General features: G+C 33.5%; 20 protein-coding genes. 4 read left to right on the top strand and 16 right to left on the bottom strand.

Features of this window, described 5'->3' with window-relative positions:
- Positions 1–33 precede the first annotated feature (33 nt).
- The 3 genes from ACM55G_RS02690 to ACM55G_RS02680 form a co-directional block, all read right to left on the bottom strand.
- The gene (locus ACM55G_RS02690) at positions 34–549 is read right to left on the bottom strand and encodes a PAS domain-containing protein (RefSeq protein WP_416842368.1); all 516 of its coding nucleotides are present in this window, start codon (positions 547–549) and stop codon (positions 34–36) included.
- 95 nt (positions 550–644) lie between these two features.
- Positions 645–1727, bottom strand: coding sequence for a DNA polymerase IV (gene dinB / locus ACM55G_RS02685; RefSeq protein WP_416842367.1), 1083 nt, complete (start codon positions 1725–1727; stop codon positions 645–647).
- 56 nt (positions 1728–1783) lie between these two features.
- Positions 1784–3862 (bottom strand): recombinase, encoded by a 2079-nt coding sequence (locus ACM55G_RS02680; RefSeq protein WP_416842366.1) that lies wholly within the window; start codon positions 3860–3862, stop codon positions 1784–1786.
- Positions 3863–4261: 399 nt separating this feature from the next.
- On the opposite strand from ACM55G_RS02680, the gene ACM55G_RS02675 reads away from it, so the two are divergent.
- Positions 4262–4729 carry a CYTH domain-containing protein gene (locus ACM55G_RS02675; protein WP_416842365.1) on the top strand — a complete coding sequence of 156 codons (468 nt, stop codon included), beginning with the start codon at positions 4262–4264 and terminating at the stop codon, positions 4727–4729.
- 1 nt (position 4730) lies between these two features.
- Here the strand turns inward: ACM55G_RS02675 and ACM55G_RS02670 are convergent, their stop codons facing one another.
- From ACM55G_RS02670 to uvrC, 11 genes are all read right to left on the bottom strand, one after another.
- Positions 4731–5213, bottom strand: a complete 483-nt coding sequence (locus tag ACM55G_RS02670; protein ID WP_416842364.1) for a septal ring lytic transglycosylase RlpA family protein — start codon at positions 5211–5213, stop codon at positions 4731–4733.
- An 81-nt stretch (positions 5214–5294) separates the two neighbouring features.
- Positions 5295–5717, bottom strand: coding sequence for a hypothetical protein (locus ACM55G_RS02665; RefSeq protein WP_416842363.1), 423 nt, complete (start codon positions 5715–5717; stop codon positions 5295–5297).
- A gap of 96 nt (positions 5718–5813) precedes the next feature.
- Entirely contained in the window at positions 5814–9161 is a 3348-nt protein-coding gene (locus ACM55G_RS02660) for a TonB-dependent receptor (protein WP_416842362.1), read from the bottom strand.
- A 358-nt stretch (positions 9162–9519) separates the two neighbouring features.
- On the bottom strand, positions 9520–11163 hold the full coding sequence (pgi, locus tag ACM55G_RS02655; RefSeq protein WP_416842361.1) for a glucose-6-phosphate isomerase: 1644 nt from the start codon (positions 11161–11163) through the stop codon (positions 9520–9522).
- Between the two features lie 129 nt (positions 11164–11292).
- Positions 11293–12513, bottom strand: coding sequence for a M23 family metallopeptidase (locus ACM55G_RS02650; protein ID WP_416842360.1), 1221 nt, complete (start codon positions 12511–12513; stop codon positions 11293–11295).
- Between the two features lie 28 nt (positions 12514–12541).
- Positions 12542–13471: a tryptophan 2,3-dioxygenase family protein gene (locus ACM55G_RS02645; protein ID WP_416842358.1), complete on the bottom strand. Its 930-nt coding sequence runs from the start codon at positions 13469–13471 to the stop codon at positions 12542–12544.
- The gene (locus ACM55G_RS02640) at positions 13461–14243 is read right to left on the bottom strand and encodes a DUF3108 domain-containing protein (RefSeq protein ID WP_416842357.1); all 783 of its coding nucleotides are present in this window, start codon (positions 14241–14243) and stop codon (positions 13461–13463) included. Before ACM55G_RS02640 ends, ACM55G_RS02645 begins: the two co-directional genes overlap by 11 nt.
- 291 nt (positions 14244–14534) lie before the next feature.
- The gene (gene hppD, locus ACM55G_RS02635) at positions 14535–15695 is read right to left on the bottom strand and encodes a 4-hydroxyphenylpyruvate dioxygenase (protein ID WP_416842356.1); all 1161 of its coding nucleotides are present in this window, start codon (positions 15693–15695) and stop codon (positions 14535–14537) included.
- A gap of 132 nt (positions 15696–15827) precedes the next feature.
- Entirely contained in the window at positions 15828–16985 is a 1158-nt protein-coding gene (locus tag ACM55G_RS02630) for a homogentisate 1,2-dioxygenase (RefSeq protein WP_416842355.1), read from the bottom strand.
- A 184-nt stretch (positions 16986–17169) separates the two neighbouring features.
- The gene (locus tag ACM55G_RS02625; RefSeq protein ID WP_416842353.1) at positions 17170–19365 is read right to left on the bottom strand and encodes a patatin-like phospholipase family protein; all 2196 of its coding nucleotides are present in this window, start codon (positions 19363–19365) and stop codon (positions 17170–17172) included.
- 36 nt (positions 19366–19401) lie between these two features.
- Positions 19402–21201 carry an excinuclease ABC subunit UvrC gene (uvrC, locus tag ACM55G_RS02620; RefSeq protein WP_416842351.1) on the bottom strand — a complete coding sequence of 600 codons (1800 nt, stop codon included), beginning with the start codon at positions 21199–21201 and terminating at the stop codon, positions 19402–19404.
- A 127-nt stretch (positions 21202–21328) separates the two neighbouring features.
- On the opposite strand from uvrC, the gene ACM55G_RS02615 reads away from it, so the two are divergent.
- From ACM55G_RS02615 to ACM55G_RS02605, 3 genes are read left to right on the top strand one after another with little or no spacing between them, the layout of a single operon-like run.
- Entirely contained in the window at positions 21329–22312 is a 984-nt protein-coding gene (locus ACM55G_RS02615; protein WP_416842350.1) for a succinylglutamate desuccinylase/aspartoacylase family protein, read from the top strand.
- Positions 22305–22868 carry a 5-formyltetrahydrofolate cyclo-ligase gene (locus ACM55G_RS02610; protein WP_416842775.1) on the top strand — a complete coding sequence of 188 codons (564 nt, stop codon included), beginning with the start codon at positions 22305–22307 and terminating at the stop codon, positions 22866–22868. Before ACM55G_RS02615 ends, ACM55G_RS02610 begins: the two co-directional genes overlap by 8 nt.
- Before the next feature lie 41 nt (positions 22869–22909).
- Entirely contained in the window at positions 22910–23110 is a 201-nt protein-coding gene (locus ACM55G_RS02605; protein ID WP_416842349.1) for a hypothetical protein, read from the top strand.
- Positions 23111–23181: 71 nt separating this feature from the next.
- Here ACM55G_RS02605 and ACM55G_RS02600 read toward each other — a convergent pair whose 3' ends face one another.
- The gene (locus tag ACM55G_RS02600; RefSeq protein ID WP_416842347.1) at positions 23182–23787 is read right to left on the bottom strand and encodes a lipoprotein signal peptidase; all 606 of its coding nucleotides are present in this window, start codon (positions 23785–23787) and stop codon (positions 23182–23184) included.
- 85 nt (positions 23788–23872) lie between these two features.
- On the bottom strand, positions 23873–24253 hold the full coding sequence (locus tag ACM55G_RS02595) for a TraR/DksA family transcriptional regulator (RefSeq protein WP_416842345.1): 381 nt from the start codon (positions 24251–24253) through the stop codon (positions 23873–23875).
- Between the last annotated feature and the right edge of the window lie 3 nt (positions 24254–24256).

The following is a 24256-nucleotide window of genomic DNA, read 5'->3' as shown; positions in this document are numbered from 1 at the left end:
AAAACCTTTCTAAATTAGAGAGGTTTTCTCATTTTAAGCCGCTTTTTCAAAAGCTATGTAATGACTTAACTGTCCTTGCAAGTTGAAAACAGGAAATCCTTTTATCAAACAAGCATAAACCGTTCCGTTCTTTTTATAATTGAACACCGTTTTTTCAAAAGGTTCCTGAAGTTGTATTGCATTTCGAATTTCATTCAAAGTAACTAAATTAGTCTCTTGACCTTGAAACATCTTAGGGCTTTTACCCAAAACTTCTGCTGCTTTATAGCCGCTCATTTTTACTATATTGTGCGAGGCAAAAACGATGGTACGTTTAACATCCGTTACAATTATTACTTCCTCTTTTAATCTTGTTTTTAAATCCCAGTTGTCAAGATTCCATTTGTTTTGGAGAGCAATTAATTTGAGCTTATCTAAATCTAAAAAAGAACTCTTCAATTCATGTAAAAACTCATGGTGAAAATCCCAAGAAAAAACTGGTGTTGTTTTTATATTTAAGCATTTGTGATACTTGGCAATAGCTTCATCATATTGTGGAAAATCACTCATGGTATTTTATATTAAAAACCCAAATATAATTTTATTTATAAAAACAAAAAAACAAATTTTAGACTTTAACCATTGTTGAACGCACTCATTATTAATTAAAAATCGAATTTTAACTGCACAACAACAAATTTCTTCTCTTCGGTATTTAAATTACTTAAAGAAATCCCAAGTAATCGCACGGAATTTTTCATTCGTTCTTGATACAATAGTTCTTTTACGACTTCTACTAGCAATGCTTTATCAGAAATAAAATAAGGCAGGGTTTTGCTTCGGGTTTGTTGTGTGAAATCACTATATTTTATTTTTAAAGTGACTGTTTTTCCAGCAATACTGTGTTTTTTCAATCTTCTCTCTAATGTAGTTGCAATATTCTCCAGCTGCTCTAACATATAAATTTCAGAAGACAGATTAACATCAAAAGTATGTTCTGCTGCAACTGATTTTGTAATCCTATTTGATTTTACTTCACTATTATGAATTCCTCTCACGACCTGGTAATAGAAACTTCCCGATTTTCCGAAATGTTTCTCTAAAAACTCTAAAGATTTACTTTTTAATTCTACTCCGGTAAAAATTCCCAGTTGGTACATTTTTTCGGTAGTGACTTTTCCAACTCCATGAAATTTTCGAATAGGTAATTCTTCCAGAAATGAAATGACTTCGTCCGGATTGACCGTTTTTTGTCCGTTGGGTTTATTATAATCACTGGCAATTTTAGCCACAAACTTATTAACCGATATCCCAGCAGAAGCCGTTAAACCCACTTCGTTGAAAATGCGCTGTCTTATTTCCTGCGCTAATAAACTAGCGCTAGGATTCCCTTTTTTGTTATTCGTTACATCTAAATAGGCTTCATCGAGTGACAATGGCTCCACCATATCCGTATATTCCTGAAAAATTTTGTGAATCTTAGATGAAATCTCCTTATATCTTTCAAATCGTGGCCTTACAAAAATGAGTTCTGGGCAGTTTTTCTTGGCCATGACTCCACTAATAGCACTACGAACGCCAAATTTCCTAGCCTCATAACTCGCCGCAGCAACAACCCCTCGGTTTTCAGAACCTCCTACAGCAATAGGCTTTCCTATCAACAACGGATTGTCCATCTGCTCCACCGAAGCATAAAAAGCATCCATGTCAACGTGTATGATTTTTCTATTTGGAATTAATTCCTGCATATTCAACTAATTGTAGACCCAATTATTATTAGAATTGTTTACTATTCCCCAAATTATTATTTTTCTTCAGTACTTAAATAATTCTTAACTACTACCGATTTGTTTTTCTGTTCGGTAGGAAAGAAAAAACTGAATGGACGTGATTTGAAATGATTCCAAATGGAAATCGTAACAAATCGCAACTCAAATAATGAAATAGCTCTCGAACGAAATGCCAGCCCTAATGACAGACTGAAACTTACCATAAAATTAACCAAACCCATAATACCAATTCCAAAAATACCCCAAAATAACATCGAGTCGCTCACAACATAATTCGCTCCGTATAGCGCTAAGGCCAGATTTCCACTTCCAAAAGTAATATGCCGTATATCCAAATTTAGCCCTAAAAACAGACCAATTGACGCAGTACTTCCCATAAATATACCAAACCAGAAATTTGAAATAATTCCTGCCCATCTTTTTTCATATAGTTTAGCTAATTTCAGCGTTCTATCTTTTCCTAAACTCTTTTTCAACAAAGGATGTTCAGTTATCCGGAAAAAAACCTGATTGTGTTTGTCCCTATTGGCAACACTTCCTGAAATGATTCCGGATAAAAATAAAAATACACCAGCTATAGCCGCATGAAAAATCGCTAATGAATGTATCGGACTTAAGTCAATGAGTAAGGATTTCCATTTAGTAGCAGTGATGTTATAATGCAGAGTATAGTCAATCAGCCAGATTCCAAGTAATGAAACAGGAAAAGCCATAATCACATTCCCCACAAAAGCTATAAACTGCGAGCGAGAAACACGTGCAAAAAGTATAGCAAAAGCGCCATACTTTTCGGCATTCTTACCTTGTTTCACAACACCTTCCTCCAAAGCTTTTATCAAAGCCGAAGCTGTCATGGCTGGTTGTTTTGTAGCAAGGGTAAAACCCAAAAGATAAATGGCAATAAACCCAAAAGCATAATTTATGCTATAAATAAATGCATGTCCAAAAAAACTCGTATCGACTTTAGAAAGCAATACTTTAATGACACACATTATTCCAACGATAAATCCACCGCCAAGTGCCGTTCGAAACATTTTAAAATACTCCTTTCGGCTTTCAGTAATATAATGTTCTCCTGTTTTAGCCGTATGTTGCGTTACTTCATAAGAAATCAGTTGGGTACTTTCACCTATAAACTTTCGAACATTATTTTTGTAGCAATTGTATTTAATTAAATACAACGCCAATGTTATTCCGTTACTCTTTTTATCGTTCTCTTTATCTACAATCATTAACGGAATTAAAAATTTTAACCGTTCTAATTGCTGTCTGATTTTTAATAAATTCTGGTTTACACGAAGTGAAATTCCATATTTTGAAGTATTATGAAATGCTTTATCAACAAACTCTTCACACTGCTTATGCAAAACCAATAGGTGCGCATACGATAAATCATTCGACTTGATAAAATGCTTTTCAGAATTTTTAATTTTGTCTTCAATTTGAAATAATTCTTTTTCAAAAGCCGAAAAAGGACTTTCATAATCATCAAATTCCGGGACCATTTTGATGACGTCCGTTTCCATGGCACGACCACTTATTCGCTGTGTAATTAAGTGCATCCCAAATAACAATTCAGATAACACCGAATTGAGTTCCATGTTTTCATAAATAGACTTGAATTTTAAAAGACCATACAATTCTTCTAATTGTTGTAATGGTATTTTGTTGATCCAAATCGTGTCATCGTCGCGGTAAAAAACCTGATTGAGAATATATTCTAATGTGTTTTTTTGTGGCTGATAAGGCAAAAATTTAGCGAAAATCCTTTTTTTGACTTCAAAAATAAAATCAACATCTTGTAAAATAGCTGCATCGGAAAGAATCTTATTGAATTTTTTATCTTTTAAAATTTCTTTGATATAAATGGAGAACTGTTTTCGAATATTATAATTGTCCTTTAAAAAAGAAAGTATTTCTTGCAAATCAATACTTTCCAGATTTTTAGTTTTCAAAGGGCGGATCAACCTGATTAACTCCACTAAAGGCTCTAAATCATCTTCCTGCTCACGCCAATACTGACTTTCTCCAAAAAATTCAGTTAATAGCCCAGCTGGAGTTGGTTTCGGTTTTACTTTGAAAAAGGATCTCATTATTTGGTTCAATTTTGGTAAAAATACAAATTGACCCAACAACTTTCATTAAGTTAATCATAAATAAATGCTTGTAGCGGTCTTAATAGTGCACACAAAATTTCGTTGAAATCTAAACTTTTGTCCTTCAACATTATTTTACCATATAAAAAAAATAAATTGTGACAAGCAATTACAAACCTCCTAAAGATATAAATTAACTGTAGTGAAAATATTTAATATATTTGAGGCATGAGATTAGCCCGGATAGAAGTGGAAATATTCGATTGAAAAAACTATTTTTCTCTTAAAAAAGCGATTTAAAAGCTTTTTTTTTAAAATAGAAAAAAGTTTTATGATTGAGGAATTGAAGCGTTTAACCCGAAATTCTAAAAATACTTAAATAAAATTAATATGAAAATGATTGAAATAGAAAGAAAATTTCTAATTAAAAACGATTCATTCAAGACAACCGCTTTCCTTCAAAATCATATTGCCCAAGGCTATTTAAGTTCGGTTCCGGAACGCACGGTTCGTGTTCGCCTAAAAGGAGAGAACGGATTTTTGACTATAAAAGGAATTTCAAATGAATCAGGATTGTCCCGTTTTGAGTGGGAAAAAGAAATCCCGGTTGATGAAGCAAAGGAATTATTGAAGTTGTGCGAAAAAGGCGCTATTGACAAAACCCGTTTTGAAGTAAAAATTGGGAATCACGTTTTTGAAATCGACGAGTTTTACGGTGAAAACGAGGGATTGACCATTGCTGAAATTGAACTTAGCTCAGAAACCGAAACTTTTGAAAAGCCCAGTTGGTTGGGCGCAGAAGTGACGCATGATAAACGCTATTACAATTCCTATTTAAGCAATAATCCTTATAAAAACTGGTGATTTAATTATTCAAAATTGCTATTGTTACTTTCATTCCTCCATCGTCTTTACGTGAAGCAATATCGTTAAAGGCTCTTTTAGACAAGTCTATTTCTCTTGACCTAACAAATGGACCTCTGTCGGTAATTTCTACAATTACAGATTTACCATTAGCTTCATTGGTTATTTTTACTTTTGTCCCAAAAGGTAGTTTTTTGTGCGCTGCAGTATATTTATTGTTATCAAATTTTCTGCCGCTTGTAGTTCTTTTTCCATTAAATTTATCAGCATAATAGGATGCATGTGCCTGTTTTTTATAGATTTTAAATTTCCCTAATGAAGTAATTAAAGAGTCTAATTTATCATCTTGCTGTTCAACTGCTATTCTACTCTTTTTGAGAGAGTCTTTTTGAATTGCAGATTTTTGTTTATCTGAGATTGAACTTTGACTGCTAACCAAGCCAATTATTGCCAGCAAAAAAAATAATGTTATTGATTTTTTCATTTATATCTTTTTAGTTAAATCTATTTTACAAAAACCATACCCAGAAAAAAAAAGCTCTATTTCTAGAGCTTTAATTTATTTTTAAAACCACATTGACCATGGAATTCTACTTAGAATAAGCAATAATCCTAGACCATAAAAAATAGAAAACGTTTTGAACTTTGACTCGCTAGTAGTTAATTTTTTATGTTTTGACCATCCTATTGTAATCAAAGTAATTGCAATAATATTTATTAATGGGTGTTCTAATGACGTTAAACGCAACGCCTTATCTGACATTTGTCCTAACGAAGCAAACCCTAATGGAGAAACAAAATATAAAATTAAACCAATCAATAATTGTGTATGTATCCCTATTAATCCAAACAACGCAATTTTTCTATCTTTTGCAGTAAATTCTTTTTTAGAAGACATTCCTATAAAAGAATTAACAACTGCAACCACTAATACTAAAAGCGCTAAATAAGCCCAACCAGAATGAAATTTTTGAATAAATTCGTACATAAATTGTATTTTTGTTTTAACAAATATAAGAAAAAAAGGCATAAAAAAACCACGCTGTAATACGTGGTTTTGATTTTTTGATATTTTTTTCAGGTATTATTTCCCAAAAATATATCTAAGTGTAAATTGTGCTTGCCAAACATCAAAAGTTGAAGCATTCTTCTGGAAGGTATCTTTAATTAAAGTTTTTGTTCCTGCAACATCCGCTTGAGTTGTTAATTGGTAAAAAGGCACATTTGCAGTTGTAGTTACGTAGCTCAAAACATTTGAATTTGTAACTCTTTGTGTAACACCCCAATCTTTATTTAACATATTGGTAAAGTTTAAGACATCAGCTCTGAATTGGAAAGAATTCTTTTTTCCAGATATTTTCAAGAAAAAATCCTGAGTAACTGATAAATCTAATCTATGCAACATAGGAATAACAGCTCCATTTCTCTGAGCATACTGGCCTCTTCTTGTAGAAAGATATTTATCTTGATTAATGTATGAATCAAAAGCTTGTTGTTGTTGTGCTTCAGTATATACTGTTACTACATTTGCTCCATTTACAACATTTGTAACTGATAATGGTTGAAAACGAATTTGATTCGCATTATTTGGCACAAACAATAAATCATTTCCATTTACTCTATCACCATTCATATCGCCATTATAAGCATAAGAAATCCCTCCTGATTGTTCTCCAATGTAACCTAAGTTAATTGAAGTAGCAGCTCCAAGTTTATCACCGTACTCAATTTTATATCCTAATATACCAACAATTCTATGCGGCGTATTATTACTAGATAAAGATAAAGGTAAATCATTATTACCGTTTACTGATCTAGCACCAGTCCAAGAACCAGAAGCAATAGAACCTGCTGATAATAAATCATTAGCACTTGAATGCGTGTAAGCTACTGAACCCCAAAGACCTTTTTTGTATGGATACTCTAATTTAAATGTTGTAGAGTAAAAATATCCTTTATTCGTATTTGTTAATACAACTGCACTTGAAACATTGTCATTAATTCTAACTCCATTGTCATTACGAGCATATCTTGGTCTAGTATCAGGACCACTGAAGTTTCCAAGTGGAGTTTCAAAATTTGCATTGTAGTAATGAATCGCATTAATGTTTGATTGGAAAATACCTTCTATAGTTCCTACAAAACCTAAAGGAAGTTTATGATCAACTGCTATATTTGTTTTCCAAACTTGTGGAAACTTAAATTTTTTGTCTGTAAACGCTAATTCAAATGTAGAAGGAAGCGTAGGTGTAGCAGGAATGAAATAATTGTTTGGATTTGGTGTAAAACCGTATCCACCTGCAGCAATCGCAGCACCACTAACATCAACAAAACCGGTAAGAACACCGTTATTACCAATTGCATTAGATAAGAAAACCGATGGAGCTCTTCCTGTAAATACACCACTACCTCCACGAACCTGTGTTGTAGCATCTCCAGTTACATCTAAATTAAAACCGATTCTCGGCTCAAACAAATACTGAGTATTTGGCATATCACCAGTGTTGAATTTTTCTCCGTTAGCAAAAGTCATTGCTGTAACTTTAGGATTCTCAAGTGCTGTATCAGCAAACCAAACAGCTGAAGCACGAAGTCCTAAAGTAACTCTAAGTTGATCCGAAACTTTAATTTCATCTTGAGTATACAAGTCAATTTTATTTGACTTCAAAATTTGCAAAGGCTCTTCAGCACCAGCCAAAGCTGAATATCTAAACTGAACACGATCAATACCGGAAACAATTGTAGATGGCGCACCACCATTAAGAGCTGATTGTTCAGCCGCTTTATAAAATTGATCCAACGAATTAAAAACATAGACTCCATTAGAGCCAGAGAAAAACAAATTACTTGATTTAAAGTACTCAAAGTTAGCACCAAATAATAAAGAGTGTTTACCTATTGTTTTAGTTAAATTGTCAGTAAAGTGTAAAGTCGAATACGATAATTTATTCCCTTGAGTAAAAGGATCTAAACCTGCAGAAATAAGATTAGATGTTCCTGCTGTAACAACTCCAGTAATAGGATTAACTGATCCGTTTTTTATATCAATAGTAGGAAACAAACCTCCACCTTGTAAGGCTCTATCTTCAATTTGTTTGTCATAACCTCCGATAAAATTATTGTACCATGAATTACTTAATTTACTGTTCAATTCAACGACTATCGATCTCGTATTATCTTGAATAACATAACCGCTATTTTGAAAAGACATTGCAAGTGCGCTAGTTCTTCTATTACCAAATCCTAAAGAGGCAGAGTTTGAAGTTAACTCATCTGATGAAGAGTTATGAAACACGTAACGAGCCGTAAGTTTATGATTGTCGTTGATATTCCAATCTAATCTTGTAAGGAATTTTTTCGAAACTTTTGCAGCGTCATAGTTTTCCCAAGGACCTGTTGTATAATTAAATTTGTCTTTCAAAAAAGTTGAAAGTGTTTGCATTTGTGCAAATGTAGGTGCAGAAACTTGAGCACTTGGCTGTGGTGAACCTGCAGAAGTCCAAGTTGTAGCCGGGCTTGTATTTTCTATTGTCTCAAAATTTCCAAAAAAGAATAATTTGTTTTTAATGATTGGAGCTCCAATTCTAGCTCCCCAAATTTTTTCATTAAATTTACCTGGCACTATTACAGTATTTCCTGCTTTAGTCCCTATAAAATCCTTCTTGTTACTTCTAAATGAATTATAAACTGAACCTTCAATTTCATTTGTTCCACTTTTTGTCACTGCATTTATTCCAGAACCTAGAAAACCTGATTGACGTACATCATAAGGAGCAATATTAACTTGTAACTGTTCAATTGCATCTAAAGAAATCGCAGTAGAACCCGTTCTTCCTCCAGCTTGTGAATCATTTCCAAGACCGAAACCATTATTGAATACAGATCCATCAATCGTAAAGTTGTTTAATCTTGAATCTTGACCTCCAAAACTACCATTAGCTCCTGCATTTGCATTGTACTTAGTGATTGCATTAATCGATCTTGCACCTGTAACAGGAACAGCTGTTAATTCTCTATTTGAAAATTGTTGCGAAGCTCCGGTTCTTCCTTTATTGAAAGTTCCTTTTGATTTTGTAGAAACAACTACCACTTCTTTTAAAGCATTAGATTCCTCATCTACAACAATATTCACTATTATATTATTTCCTAAAGGTGCATTGATCTCTGTAATCTCTGTTGTTTTGTAACCAACATAAGTAACTTTCACAGTGTAAGGACCTCCTGGTCTAATTCCTTGAACGGCATATCCTCCGTTAGAACCTGTTGTTGAAAAATATTTTGTTCCAGTAGGTTTATGAACAACCTCAACTGAAGCACCTGGAAGCGTTTCACCCGTGCTCGATTTAACAGTCCCAGACATTGCAGAACTAGTAACCTGCGCATGACCAACAGCTGATAAAAAAATAATCAAAATAAAAATAATTTTCTTCATTTTTGTTTTTTGTTTAATTTATTAAATTTTAGCAAAAATATAACATTTAAACCGCATAGTGTTATGGAAACGTTAAGAAAACACCTCAAAACCTCATTCTTTACTTTAAAGCGATTACCGCAACTTCCTTGTTAAAAAAGAATATAATTACTATTTTTATATGATTTTTTTTATTTATCCAATAAAAATACCGCAAATCAAATTTATGCAAAAATCAAAAATAACATCAAAAATAAACGCTGTCATTGAATTACTTACATAAAAAACCCCAATTTTATAAAAAAATTGGGGTTTTAAATATTTAAAACTAACAAGTGTTATTTCGAATCTTCATTATTAGATCAAACTTAAAACCATTTTATTTGTTTGAAAGAAAATGATTCAATAAAAATGTAGTTGAAGAATCGTGATTTTTAACTTTTTCAGTATGAATCTCTTCTAAAATTGAGTTGGCTAATTGTTTTCCAAGTTCCACACCCCATTGGTCATAACTAAATATATTCCAGATAATTCCTTGAACAAAAATCTTGTGCTCGTATAATGCTATCAAAGATCCTAATGTTTTTGGAGTTAATTTTTGTATCAAAATAGTATTTGTAGGTTTGTTACCTGCAAATACTTTAAACGGCAAAAGAAGCGCCGCTTTATCTGCACCAAGGCCTTGTTTATCGAATTCTGCTTGAACCTGTTCTTCCGTTTTCCCGTGCAACAAAGCTTCGGTTTGTGCAAAAAAGTTAGACATCAATTTATCATGATGATCTTCATCACCATATAATGGTTTTACGAATCCAATGAAATCAGTAGGAATCAATTTAGTTCCTTGGTGAATTAATTGAAAAAAAGCATGTTGTGAATTCGTTCCTGGCTCACCCCAAATAATTGTCCCAGTTTGGTAATTAACCGGCTTTCCATCACGACCAACACTTTTTCCATTACTTTCCATAGTACCTTGCTGTAAGTAAGGTGCTAATTTTTGTAAATATTGCGTATAAGGAATCAAAGCTTCGCTTTCGGCACCAAAGAAATTATTATACCAAACACTTAATAAAGCTAAAATAACTGGTGCATTTTTATCAAAATCAGTAGTTTTGAAATGTTCGTCCATTTCATTGGCCCCGCTTAACAATTCGTCATAATTCTCAAAACCAACTGCCAGACTTATGGAAAGCCCTACCGCACTCCATAATGAAAAACGACCTCCAACCCAGTCCCACATAGGGAATACATTGTCAGGATTAATCCCAAATTCTGTTACTTTTGCAATATTTGTAGAAACCGCAACAAAATGTTTAGCAACATCTTCTTGTTTTGCTGATTGTAAAAACCATTTTCGGATTGTTTCAGAATTAGTTAATGTTTCCTGTGTTGTAAATGTTTTAGAAACAATAACAAAAAGCGTCGTTTCTGGATTTAGTTTTTTTATAATTTCATTTACATGATCCCCATCAACATTTGAAACAAAATGAACGTTTAAATGATTTTTGTAAAATTGTAATGCTTCAACAGCCATTGCAGGTCCTAAATCTGAACCACCAATACCGATGTTGACAATATCCGTAAACAGTTTTCCTGTAAAACCAGTTCTTTGTCCTAAAGTTACTTCGTTAGTAAATGCCTTTATTTTATTTTTTACTTCATAAATTTCAGGAACCACATTTTGCCCTTCTACATTTATAACAGTTGATTCTTTGGCTCTTAAAGCAGTATGAAGCACCGCTCTATTTTCTGTTTGATTGATAATTCCACCGTCAAAATAATCCGCAATAGCATTTTTAAGTCCTGTTTCTTTTGCCAACTCCAGTAATAATTCAAGCGTTTCTTGGTTGATGATATTTTTTGAATAATCAATTAAAAAATCATTCCACTTCAAGTTAAATTTCTCTGTTCTTGAATCATCTGCTTGAAACATTTCTTTCATGGAAGCTTTTTTCATTGCACTATAATGCTGTTGAAGTTTCTTCCAAGCTACTGTTTCAGTTGGGTTTATTGTATTTAAAGCCATTTATATTTGGATTATCGTTTTGTTAATTTTTGACAAAAATACTGAAATTAGTTTTAACGATAAATGTGTTTACAATTATTCTTTAAATTAAGTAGAAAAGAATGGCGATGATCTACGAAATCAATTTTGTTACAAATTAGCAACACTATCTAATTGCCATTTTAAAGGAGTAATAGCCTTTAAAAACTGCTCTTTATTTCTACCGCTCATTGGTTCGCCACTAGGCAGTTTAAGTCGTAACGCATCTACCTGAACGCCATTTTTCCAAAATCGGTAACAAACATGAGGACCCGTTGCCAGACCAGTGCTTCCTACTCGACCTATAATTTGACCTTGAGTGACATGCTGACCTCTTCGTACCAAAATCCTTGACATATGTAAATATTGAGTGGAATAGGTTCCATTGTGCTTTACTTTTACAAAATTCCCGTTTCCTGCGGTAAAACCTGTCTGTTCTACAATTCCTGCAGCAGTAGTTGTAATTGGTGTTCCATAGGGCGCAGCATAATCGGTTCCTTTATGCGCTTTCCATCTTTGTTGTACCGGATGGAATCGATTAGTTGAAAAACGAGACGAAATTCTGCTAAATTTTATTGGTGTTTTAAGAAAGAAATTTTTCAATGTTTTCCCTTCCTCATCGTAATATTCTATTTTATTGGAAGAAGGATTTTGCGCATAAGGAAATGCGTAAATTATTTTTCCTTTGTATTCAAAAAAAGCAGCTTTAAGACTATCTACTCCATCATAAACGGAGTCGTTTATGAATCTTTCTGTAAAAGTAATAGCAAACCGATCTCCTTTTTTAAGTTTAAAAAAATCGATAGACCAAGCATAAATTCTAGATATTTTACTCACCAAAGCACCTTCAACATTAGCATTTTCTAACGTTTCAGACAAAGAGCCTTTTAATAATCCCCCTATTGTACGGGTCTTAATAGTAATCGGTTTCGTTTTTTTATATACAACCACTGCCGTATCTCGCAAATCGACTACATAATAAGTCAATGCATCCGGCTGATAGATAAAAACCTGTAAATTATTAGTTTTGTTTTTTGACCTTAGCAGCGTATATGGTTTATTTATCCTGATTGTTCTTACATCAAATGTGTCCTTTACTTGTTTAATGATGTCATATACTTTCTTATCCCCAATATTTTGATTTTCGATAATTGTACCAAAAGTATCCCCTTTTTTTACCGTATCCTGAACCACATTAAAATCAGAATACTTAAACCCAAACTCCATTTTCTTAGCTGCTGGTTTTATAATTTCTTTTTCTAATACATCATTAGATTTATTACAAGAAACTAAAGAAAACAACACTATAATTGCTATTACTACTTGTTTCAAACTATATTTATTTTTATTCTAATTAATTTTATTCACCCCAATGTGCCAACTCATCAACCGACCATAATTCCGGAAAAAATATCCTGCGTTGGTATTTTGGATGCATGTATTTTTTCCAGTCACTTCCGCCAGTAGCTTCTCCATTTCCTTTGCCGCTTTGATCTATATATTTTATGGCTACATTCAAATGTTGCATCACCCAAGTAATATTTACCGTATGGTCATAATGGCGCATCGCTTTTATTAACTCTGGATTTTTTTGATCTAAAGCTGTAAGCTGCTTGAATTTTTTCCAAATATTTATGGTGTTGTATTCCTCCATATGTTTCAAAAACATTCCTTTGTATTTTCTTTCAAATTCTTCGAGTAAAAATGATTTTTTACCGGTGTGATAATCTTTTCCGGCTGCTTGCCAATATAAATGCTCAAAAGCAAATTCGAAAGGAGTATTCGTGTCAATTGCACCTCTATAACGGTAATCGATAAGATTTATTAAATCCGTGGAACAAAATTCTATTAATCTGTATTGCGCACTTTGAAAGCCACTTGCCGGAGTAAGGGTATTTCTAAATTTCATGTATTGATCTACATCCATTCCATCTTCCATAATACCGAAAGAAGTTGTCAACATGTCAAAATAACGGCTAATTCTCATTAACCTTTCCGTGAAAAAATCAATTTTTATGTCCTGACAATATGAAATTTGATTCATTTCCCAAAGTATCATCTTAAATATTAATTCATTAACCTGATGATACATGATAAAAACCATTTCGTCGGGAAGAGTGGTTCTTTGAATCTGAAGATTTAACAATGCATCGGTATGAATATAATCCCAATACGTAATCGGCTTAGACCAAAGTAGTCCTTCTAAATGCGTCTCGGTTTTCTGGTTTATTGCTTCGAATTTAAGCTCAATTTCTTTTAAAATTATCCCAGAATTATCATTATTGTCCATTATTATTTTTTATTTTAAACTGATTCTTCAACCCCCTAAATTCATCTAAATCTGCTTTGATTGAACCTACAGCCAGACTTGCTCTAATTCGTAAGGGTATTTTATTACCATCATCCGAAATCCAAACAGTTAAACTTTCCTGTTCTTTAAAAACACGCCCTGACTGTACTAAGGGTCTGAAAATCATCGTTGAAACAACCCCAAATTTAGTTGTAATATCTTCACGACCTATAAATTTCATCTTAAATTTTGTAGCTTCATCATCAAAAAACATATCAATAGCTACTGATTCTCCGGGCCTGATTTTATCGATATTTGGAAAGTTTCTTAAATAGTAGAAAGTGGACAAAATGTCTTGTGCATTTTTGGGGATAACGATTGTCTTTTCGTTTTTATTTTTATAATCTTTTATAAGAATTCTATTTGTAGTTTGATTGAAAAAACCTTCTTGATTTTTAGTATAGCCTCCTTCGTTTATTTTTCTTACAAATCGATATGGATTTCCAGTTTCCTTATCAATATAACTTTCATACAGATCATCCACTTTAAAGAAAAAACGTGACATTCCGGTAGTGTATCCTTTACCAACAACATGAAAAGTTTTTTTATTATTTAAAGTGGCGTCTTTGACTTCAAGCGTCGCATAACCTGCATTCACTATACCGTAATGAATTCTAAATTTAAAATACTCGCCCACATCATAAGCATCTTCTTTTTGAGAATCGAAACTTACGGTTGTTATAAATAGTATTAATAGTATTATTTTTTTCATTACTTTTTGTCAATTTATTGACTGTAATAGCAAATTTTGTTCCAAATATATTAAAACAAAAAAACTCAGTCAAATAATGACTGAGTTTTTATGCTATTAACTAACCAAAAAACTATAAATTATGAAATTTATATCAATATAGGAAGGAAACCACCCCTTCCAGTTTTGAGAGTGCAAAGTTAATTAATAAAACTAGTTTTTAAAGCTTCTAAATAAAGTTTAACACAACATTTGCATAAAAACGGCCCATTTACTGGTTATTTTTTAATACAACATAAAAATAACACCCTTTTATAACGTTCCTCGCAATTGTTGTTCTCGCTCAATTGATTCAAAAAGTGCTTTAAAATTACCCGCTCCAAAACCTTTGGCTCCCATTCTTTGTATGATTTCAAAAAACAACGTTGGTCTATCTTGCACTGGTTTTGTAAAAATTTGTAATAAATACCCTTCCTCATCCGCATCGACCATAATAGCAAGTTTCTCTATCTCATTTAAATCTTCTTTCATCATTTTCATATGGGCTCCCAAGCGCTCCGGAATCGCCTCATAATAGGCATGTGGAGGAGCTGACAAGAATTCTACCCCTCTCGCTTTCAATTGGGATACTGTTTTAATAATATCATCTGTTGCAATGGCGATATGCTGAATTCCAGGTCCACCATAAAAGTCCAGATATTCTTCTATTTGTGATTTTTTCTTTCCTTTGGCTGGTTCGTTGATTGGAAATTTAATTCTTCCGTTTCCATTGGACATTACTTTACTCATCAAGGCCGAATATTCGGTATTAATTTGTTTGTCATCAAAAGAAAGGAAATTCACAAATCCCATCACCTCTTCATAGAACTTAACCCAAGTATTCATTTCGTTCCAACCTACATTACCTACCATGTGGTCTATGTATTTTAAACCTGTTGGTTCCGGATTGTAATCCGATTTCCATTCCTTATATCCCGGCAGGAAAACACCATTGTAATTTTTGCGTTCTACAAAAATATGCACGGTTTCCCCATAGGTATAAATTCCGGATCGTACTACTTCTCCAAACTCATCTTTCTCCACTGTTGGCTCCATAAAAGAGCGCGCACCACGCTTTATTGTTTCCATGTAAGCACTAGTGGCATCTTCTACCCAAAGCGCAGCTACTTTCACCCCATCACCGTGTTTTTTCAAATGTTCGTGTATAGGGGAATCTTGCGTTAATGGCGTAGTCAATACAATGCGAATTTTATCTTGTTTGAGTACATAAGACGTTCTGTCACGAACACCTGTTTCTAATCCTGCATAAGCCAATGACTGGTAACCAAAAGCTGTTTTATAATAATGTGCGGATTGTTTTGCATTTCCTACGTAGAATTCTACATAATCGGTTCCTAATAAAGGAAGGAAATCTTGAGCTCCTTCAAATATTTTTTCGAGTCCGTATTCTACTGATTTTAATTCTTTTGACATGGCACTTATTTTTTGATTCGATAAATTTGATTTTGAGACGCAAATGACGCTGATACAATTGATTTATCAGAATTTTATTAATTTAAAAAAAATGTTGTATTTCACTAAATCTCTAGCCCTGATGACTCCTTATTATTCTACCCAAGATTTATAATATTGCCCATCATCCAATCCCATCGCTTCTTCGGTTACCATTAACGGGCGAAATGTATCGACCATAACGGCTAATTCGTGCGTTATGGTTTGACCAATGCTGCGCTCCATTGCTCCGGGTGCGGGTCCGTGAGGAATTCCTTTTGGATGTAACGTAATGTGACCTTGCTCAATATTGTTGCGGCTCATAAAATCGCCATCTACATAATACAAAACCTCATCGCTGTCGATGTTGCTGTGATTATAAGGTGCCGGAATCGCTTTTGGGTGGTAATCGTACAATCTTGGAACGAAAGAGCAAACCACAAAAGTCGCTGTTTCGAATGTTTGATGTACCGGTGGTGGCTGATGGACGCGACCTGTTATAGGTTCAAAATTGTGGATGCTGAATCCATAAGGAAAATTGTAACCATCCCAACCCACAACATCAAAAGGATGTGTGGCATATACAATTTCGTGGATCATGCCTTCTTTTTTGATTTTGATAAGAAAGTCTCCTTTTTCATCATGCGTTTCTAACTCGTTTGGCAAAATAAAATCACGTTCACAAAACGGAGAATGCTCTAAATGCTGACCGGATTCGTTTTTATAGCGTTTTGGAGTATAAAATGGGGCAAAAGATTCGACGTAAAACAATCGATTTTCTAAAGTATCAAAATCGATTTGATAAATTACTCCACGGGGAATAATCAGATAATCTCCATATTTAAAGGAAATATTTCCCATCATGGTCCGCAATTTTCCTTTCCCTTTGTGAATGAAAATCAGTTCATCGGCATCGGCATTTTTATAGAAATACGTCCGCAAGGATTGTTTTGGCGCAGCTAATCCAATGGTGCAATCTCTATTGACCAGCATGGGTTTGCGACTGTCCAGAAAATCATCTTCGGGTTTCAACTCAAATCCTTTTAATAATAACGATTTTATATTTTTCCCAATGGCAATTTTTGGTTCAACGGAGTAAGAATTAAGAATTTCTTTTATTTGCGTAGGTCTGTGAACATGATATAACAAGGACGAATTGCCATGAAAACCCTCGGTTCCAAAAAGTTGTTCGTAGTACAAACCACCGTTTGGTTTTTCGAATTGTGTGTGTCTCTTTTGAGGAAAACTTCCTAATTTATGGTATAAAGGCATGATTTTTTTGTTTAAAAGTGTAACAATTTAAAGTTCAGATTACTTTATAATGCGCTATGATTAATCAAAAAAAGAACACTCACTCAAGATTTCTCTTGATAAGGAATTGAAGATAATCTAACAAACCTAGCCATTTTGTTTTCATTATAACAAATATCGAAATTATTATTGAAATAAATTACATTTAAAATAAAAATCCTATGCTAAACCAAGTGTATCCTTTTCCAGTTTCCGGCGACCAGGAATGTTTTATTTCTACTGGTCCAATTACCGTTTCAAGACCATATCCTACCGCATATCCTGAATATTTTGGAATCGAAATCCAATCTACTGATTCAAAAATTTTATCCCCAATATTAGCTAAATTTGCTGAAAAATTGACATGATTGTTTTTATAAAACTCATAATCAATTGTTGCAGTTGATTTTATATAACTATTAGCAGCCACACTTAAGTAATCGTAACCGTATAAATACTTAAAATTATTTATGGGATTATAACCATATCCCCCCAAAATAAAATTAAAAAAAGCTACACTTTCCTTCCCAAAAGAAAATCCCGCATCTGTTTGAAATTTTACTGTCGTATTTTTAAAAAGTGTTGCTGCTATTCCAAAATCGCCTTTTGCAATAGAAAACGGATTAAAATCTCCCGTGTAATTTGAAGAAAGTAAATAGGATTGAATATCCCCTGAAAAATACCATCCTTTTTTAGGAAAATATTTATTATCAAAAGAATCAAATTTCATATACCCAAAAACACTTAAATAATTACTTTGATCAATTATTGGATCTACATTAGCCAATGTTTCTGACTTTATTTTTAAAAATTTAAGTTCCACTCCTCCTCCTATTAGAAATTTCTGTACAAATAAAGATTGAAAATAAGCTTGATTTGTTAAGTCGGTAAAATCAACATTGATTGAATTCACTTCACTTAAATTCAAATTACTTATTCCTTTAGCAACATTTCTATTGAATTGATTGAATTGAGATTTAAAACCAAAACTCAATTTAAATCCGTTTTCTACATAATAATCCAAATTGAATCTAATATTGTCCCCTAAAACAATGTCAAATGAAGCTATATCATTTTTAAAAAGTGTTCTTTTACGTGTTAAGTTAACTAAAACAGCACTTTTAAACAAATTATCATAATGCAATCCAAATTTTAAATAGGTCTTCGTCGAATTTTCTTTCAGACTGATATTTAAATCATCACCGTTTTGATTAGCATCCAAAGAATAGGATATGGCACTAAAATTTTGAGTCGCATTGATATTGTTTATCCCCTTCAACAAATCATTGTATGTGGTCTTTGCTCCTGGTTTAAATCTTAATTTACCAATAACATAATCCTCTGTATAATTCTCCAATTCATTACAATTTATATTTTTAATTTGTAAGCTATCGGTGATTATTTTCAGCTCTGGTTTTTTATATGGATTTAATTCATCAACTAATAGTTTTAATTTTTCAAAAACAGAAAATGTTGCTTCTTCTCCTTTTCTAATAATTTCTTTTCCTTTATCAAATGATATAACCCCATAGTTTCTGATGTCCGGCCTTATATAAATATCAGTGTCTTTTACATTCCTCTTCATTCTATCTATAGACTGAAGATTTGTAATTTGTACCAAAATCCTTGTGGCATCTTTAAGTTGGGTTCTGTCCAATAAATCATTCTGAACATCCACGCCTATAATAATATCAGCTCCAAGTTTTCTTACCTCTTCAATAGGATAATTATTAGCAACGCCTCCATCTACAATTAGTTTACCATCAATTTCCACAGGAGAAAATAAAGAGGGAAATGCCGAACTGGCAATCATAGCCTGAGCCAAATTTCCTTTATTCAACAAAACTTCTTCTCCTGTTTCTATATTGGTCCCGATACATAAAAAAGGAATTGGAAGTTTATTAAAATCCTTTATATGCCGGACGTTTCGGGTAATTCTACTCAATAAATTATAATTATACATCCCCTTTGACAAGGCTTCAGGTATTCCAATTTTTAGTTTATTAAACGGCAGCACCAACGCGTATAATTCGTCGTTTCTTCTTTCATAAAAATTTTTGGAAGATCTGGGAATGAAGTCGTTTAATAATTCATCAAAATTTGTTGATTGAAAAATGGAATCAATCTGGCTTGCATTATATCCCGAAGCATAAAGCCCTCCAACAACCGCTCCCATACTAGTACCACCAATATAATCTATCTTGATTCCTGCCTCTTCAAGCACTTTTAAAACACCAATATGCGCAAATCCTTTAGCTCCACCTCCACTTAAAACCAAACCGATTTTTGGTCGTTTTTGCTCCTGCGAAAACAAAGTTAAACTCATACATAAAACAATGAATAAAAGCGCGATTTTCTTCATAATTTGCAATTTGGTAGGTAATCGAAAGGGTATTAATTATTCATTTGTTGCCTTGTAAAATTCGGTAATTTTTTTGGCTTTTGATAGACCTATAACGTCAGAAATTTCTTTTTCTGTCGCTAACTTCAATCTTTTAACACTTTTAAAGTGCTGAATCAAAGTCAGCATCGTTTTTTCTCCAATGCCAGGAATACTTTCAATCGAAGAATTTAGGGCCGCTTTACTTCTTTTATCTCTGTGATGCGTAATCCCAAAACGGTGTGCTTCGTTCCGCAATTGCTGGATTACTTTCAAGGTTTCTGATTTTTTATCTAAATATAAAGGAATAGAATCACCCGGATAAAACAATTCTTCCAGTCTTTTGGCAATTCCAATTATAGCTATTTTGCCTCTCAAACCCAATTGATCAATACTTTTCAGTGCCGATGATAATTGTCCTTTTCCTCCGTCAATAATAATTAATTGAGGCAAAGGCTGTTCTTCATCTAATAATCGCTTGTATCTTCTGTAAACTACTTCGGTCATAGATGCAAAATCATCCGGTCCTTCGACTGTTTTTATATTGAAATGACGGTAATCCTTTTTACTGGGTTTTCCATCTTTAAAAACAACACAAGCGGCAACAGGATTTGTTCCTTGAATATTTGAGTTATCAAAACATTCGATGTGACGTGGTTCAACAGGCAATCGCAAGTCTTTTTGCATTTGTGCCATAATCCTGTTGGTATGGCGTTCCGGATCAACAATTTGCAGTTGTTTTAATTGTTCAATGCGATAAAACTTAGCGTTCCGAATGGATAAATCCAAAATTTGCTTTTTGTCTCCCAATTGCGGAACGGTGATCTTTATGTTTTCACCCAAGTCAACATGAAACGGAACGATGACTTCCCTGGACAACAATTGAAAACGCTCTCTCAATTCGATAATCGCCAATTCTAATAGCTCTTCATCGGGTTCATCCAGTTTTTTTTTGATTTCCATGGTATGCGAACGAATAATCGAGCCGTGAGAAATTTGTAAGAAATTCACATAGGCCGCACTTTCATCCGAAACTATCGAAAACACATCGATGTTGGTAATCTTTGGATTTACAATCGTGGAGCGTGATTGGTAATTTTCCAGGACTTCTATTTTTTCTTTGATTTTTTGTGCTTCTTCAAAATGCATATCCGCAGCCAGATTCGTCATGATCCGCTTGAAATCTTTCATACTTTCTTTGAAATTTCCCTTTAAGATTTCGCGAATAGCATCAACTTGCTTTTGATAATTTTCTAAAGTTTCAAAACCTTCACAAGGCCCCATGCAATTACCAATATGATATTCGAGACAAACCTTGAATTTTCCGCTATCAATATTGCTTTTGCTCAAATCATAATTACAAGTTCTAAGGGGATATAATTCTTTAATCAACTCTAAAATAGTACTCACCGTTTTGAAACTGGTATACGGTCCAAAATATTCCGATCCGTCTTTGACCATTCTTCGAGTGGCAAATATGCGCGAGAAAGGTTCTTTTTTGATACACAACCACGGATAACTTTTGTCGTCTCGCAGCAACACATTGTAACGGGGCTGCAAGGTTTTTATAAGGTTGTTTTCCAATAAAAGCGCATCGGTTTCTGTAGGAACCACAATGTGTCTTATGGTCACAATTTTCTTAACCAGCACATTGGTTTTGGCTGTGTCATGAATTTTATTAAAATAGGAAGAAACCCTTTTTTTTAAATTTTTGGCTTTGCCTACATACAAAATTTTCCCTTCCTTGTCGTAATATTGATATACGCCGGGATTATCAGGCAAGGTCTGGATTTGTAAGGCTAAAGATGTTAGGTTCATGTAACAAAGTTAATCTCAAAAATCCCGAAATACAAATCAATGCTCCCGAAATCTTTGCTATAAAAATTTTATCAGAAATTTAGTTTCTAATTCGTTATTATCCTTATTTTTATCATTTCAATATTATATGATAAAAATCAATACCACACCCATAGTTCTTTTTGGCGAAAGCATTATTCCCGGCGAAAGTAAAACCATTAACGTGGAAATTGCCAGATTACATACCACAACAAAACTGAATATTCCTATAATTGTCCGACGTTCTAAAATTGATGGTCCCGTGGTTCTTTTTTCTGCAGGAATACATGGCGATGAAATTAACGGAGTAGAAATTGTCAGGCAGCTTATCCATAAAAAAATAAACAAACCAAAAAGAGGCACCATCATCTGTATTCCAATAATAAACGTGTATGGATTTGTCAATAAATCAAGAGAATTTCCTGATGGCAGGGATTTAAATCGTGTTTTTCCGGGAAGCAAAACAGGCTCTTTAGCCAGTCGATTCGCTTTTCATATTCTGACGGAGATTATGCCAATTGTAGAATACGCAGTGGATTTTCATGCTGGCGGAGCCAGCCGTTTCAATGCCCCGCAAATTCGCCTTACCCAAAATAATGAGGAATTAAAAATACTGGCCGATGTCTTCAATGCGCCATTTACGTTATATTCTAAAAACATTTCAGGATCTTTCAGGAGTTCGAGTGAAAAGTTGCATGTGAAAATGCTACTTTTTGAAGGTGGAAAATCACTTGATATTAATAACGCTATTGCCGACGAAGGGGTAAATGGAGTGAAGCGCTTGCTATCACACCTTGACATGCTGGACCCAAAACATTTTGTTACTAAACAGAAAAAACCTACCATTTATATTGAAAAATCCGGTTGGATAAGAGCCAAATGTTCCGGACTGTTACACGATTATGAAACAATAGGGAAATTTGTAAAAAAAGGAACTATTCTTGCGACCATAACAGATCCTTATGGGAAATTTGAACGAAAAGTAAAAGCACCAAATGACGGCTACGTAATCAATGCCAATCATTCACCCATTGTCTATGAAGGCGATGCTATTTATCACATGTCGAATACTAACGAAGAAGATGATGAATAAAAAAGAATTGAGATTAAAGCACAAAGCCTTGCGAAATTCACTTTCGGAACACGAATTGGAAGAAATGAGTTTGGCTATAGCCAATAAAGTACTGGAACTTCCTATTTGGGAGAAAACCTATTTCCATATTTTCCTTCCCATCACTGAACATAAGGAAGTCAACACCGAATTTATTCTGCACTTGTTATCCGGAAAAGACAAGGAAATCGTTCTTTCCAAATGCGATTTTAAAACGTGTAATTTGGTTCACTATCTTTTGACAGATAACACCAAAATCCAGAAAAATGAATACAATATTCCCGAACCTGTCGATGGAATTGAAGTTCCTGCACATAAAATTGATGTCGTATTTGTACCACTTTTAGCATTCGACAAAAAAGGAAATCGGGTGGGCTATGGAAAAGGATTTTATGACAAATTCTTATTGGGATGCAAACCGGATACAATCAAAATTGGTCTTTCTTTTTTTGATTCTGAAGAACTGATTACCGATATTTTTGAAGGCGACGTGAAACTGGATTATTGTGTGACACCAAATTTAATTCACTCTTTTTAATTCTGATTGCCTACTTTCGCAGATATACCCAAATTAAAGCCATGAAAAAAATTCAATACTCAAGATTTGCAACAATTCTTTTAATTGCTGTATTTGCCATTTCATTATCTAACTGCGCAGTTAGAGTAGGGACAAACTCGAACAGAGCCTCTTACAAGACTAAAAGATTACCACCGGGACAAGCCAAAAAAATATATGGTGGAAAAAGTGCTAAAAGGTATGCTCCGGGGCAAAACAAATAAATCAAATAAAAAAGACCTATTCAAATTACAGAATAGGTCTTTTTTATTTTTGTGAATTCTTAATTGAAAATTTAGGCTGTTTTATGATGAAATGCCTTTTTGTTGAAAAAAATCAAAATCCCAACTCCTGTTGATATAGCCATATCGGCAACATTGAAAATAGCGTTGAAAAATGTAAATTCTTTTCCACCCCAAATTGGCACCCAACTTGGCAAATATCCATGCCAAAAAGGAAAATAAAACATATCTACAACTTGACCATGAAACCAAGTTCCATAAGGCTTATCTGTAAATAAAGTCGCCAATTGCTGATGACTGTCGTCAAAAATAACACCATAGAAAACAGAATCTATAATGTTTCCAAAAGCCCCTGCAAGAATAAGTGCAATGGCTACAATTAAGTAATTCGAATTGTGTTTTCTTTCAACAGAATCCCACAACCAATACCCAATTCCGCCCACGGCAACCAATCTAAAAAGCGTCAGAAATAATTTTCCATATGTCCCCGGGATTTTAGTTCCCCATGCCATCCCTTCATTTTCGATAAAAAGAATTTTGAACCATTTGAACACTTCAACTTCTTCCCCTAAAATAAAATTAGTTTTAATGTATATTTTTGAGACTTGATCAACAAGTAATATAATAAAAATAAGGAGATACGCTTTTCGTAATGACATTTTATAAATTTTAATGGCGCAAAAGTAACAATTTAATCAAAAAAAACGCTCCCTATGGAGCGTTAAATGTTGTTCAACTAGAAGTTTATCGTTGTAAGTTTTTTGCTTCGATACTCATTGTTGCGTGAGGAACGATTTTCAATCTTTCTTTTCCAATTAATTTGCCTGTTACTTTACAAATTCCGTAGGTTTTGTTTTCTACACGGAAAAGTGCATTTTTCAAATCACGAATAAACTTTTCCTGACGAATCGCCAGTTGTGAATTTGCTTCTTTTGACATCGTTTCGCTTCCTTCTTCAAAGGCTTTAAATGTAGGCGAAGTATCATCAGTCCCATTATTCAAATCATTCATATAAGCACTTTTTATCAAATCTAAATCTGCTTGTGCTTTTTGAATTTTATTAAGGATTATTTCTTTGAACTCCGCCAAATCAGCCTCAGAGTATCTTGTAGCTTCATCTACCATTTT

The sequence above is a fragment of the Flavobacterium algoriphilum genome, assembly GCF_048158655.1.
GTDB classification, from domain to species: Bacteria; Bacteroidota; Bacteroidia; order Flavobacteriales; family Flavobacteriaceae; genus Flavobacterium; species Flavobacterium algoriphilum.
The sequence above is the reverse complement of the archived record's forward strand: the minus strand, read 5'-3'. Positions and strand labels throughout refer to the sequence as shown.

Bases quoted from the DNA above. Each gene is read 5' to 3' on its own strand.
- pgi (WP_416842361.1), bottom strand. From the start codon at position 11,163: ATGGCTTTAAATACAATAAACCCAACTGAAACAGTAGCTTGGAAGAAA.
- ACM55G_RS02640 (WP_416842357.1), bottom strand. From the start codon at position 14,243: ATGAAAAAAATAATACTATTAATACTATTTATAACAACCGTAAGTTTC.
- ACM55G_RS02630 (WP_416842355.1), bottom strand. From the start codon at position 16,985: ATGCCTTTATACCATAAATTAGGAAGTTTTCCTCAAAAGAGACACACA.
- hppD (WP_416842356.1), bottom strand. From the start codon at position 15,695: ATGTCAAAAGAATTAAAATCAGTAGAATACGGACTCGAAAAAATATTT.
- ACM55G_RS02645 (WP_416842358.1), bottom strand. From the start codon at position 13,471: ATGGACAATAATGATAATTCTGGGATAATTTTAAAAGAAATTGAGCTT.
- ACM55G_RS02610 (WP_416842775.1), top strand. From the start codon at position 22,305: ATGAATAAAAAAGAATTGAGATTAAAGCACAAAGCCTTGCGAAATTCA.
- ACM55G_RS02675 (WP_416842365.1), top strand. From the start codon at position 4,262: ATGATTGAAATAGAAAGAAAATTTCTAATTAAAAACGATTCATTCAAG.
- dinB (WP_416842367.1), bottom strand. From the start codon at position 1,727: ATGCAGGAATTAATTCCAAATAGAAAAATCATACACGTTGACATGGAT.
- ACM55G_RS02625 (WP_416842353.1), bottom strand. From the start codon at position 19,365: ATGAAGAAAATCGCGCTTTTATTCATTGTTTTATGTATGAGTTTAACT.
- ACM55G_RS02615 (WP_416842350.1), top strand. From the start codon at position 21,329: ATGATAAAAATCAATACCACACCCATAGTTCTTTTTGGCGAAAGCATT.
- ACM55G_RS02605 (WP_416842349.1), top strand. From the start codon at position 22,910: ATGAAAAAAATTCAATACTCAAGATTTGCAACAATTCTTTTAATTGCT.
- uvrC (WP_416842351.1), bottom strand. From the start codon at position 21,201: ATGAACCTAACATCTTTAGCCTTACAAATCCAGACCTTGCCTGATAAT.
- ACM55G_RS02660 (WP_416842362.1), bottom strand. From the start codon at position 9,161: ATGAAGAAAATTATTTTTATTTTGATTATTTTTTTATCAGCTGTTGGT.
- ACM55G_RS02595 (WP_416842345.1), bottom strand. From the start codon at position 24,253: ATGGTAGATGAAGCTACAAGATACTCTGAGGCTGATTTGGCGGAGTTC.
- ACM55G_RS02670 (WP_416842364.1), bottom strand. From the start codon at position 5,213: ATGAAAAAATCAATAACATTATTTTTTTTGCTGGCAATAATTGGCTTG.
- ACM55G_RS02600 (WP_416842347.1), bottom strand. From the start codon at position 23,787: ATGTCATTACGAAAAGCGTATCTCCTTATTTTTATTATATTACTTGTT.
- ACM55G_RS02665 (WP_416842363.1), bottom strand. From the start codon at position 5,717: ATGTACGAATTTATTCAAAAATTTCATTCTGGTTGGGCTTATTTAGCG.
- ACM55G_RS02680 (WP_416842366.1), bottom strand. From the start codon at position 3,862: ATGAGATCCTTTTTCAAAGTAAAACCGAAACCAACTCCAGCTGGGCTA.
- ACM55G_RS02690 (WP_416842368.1), bottom strand. From the start codon at position 549: ATGAGTGATTTTCCACAATATGATGAAGCTATTGCCAAGTATCACAAA.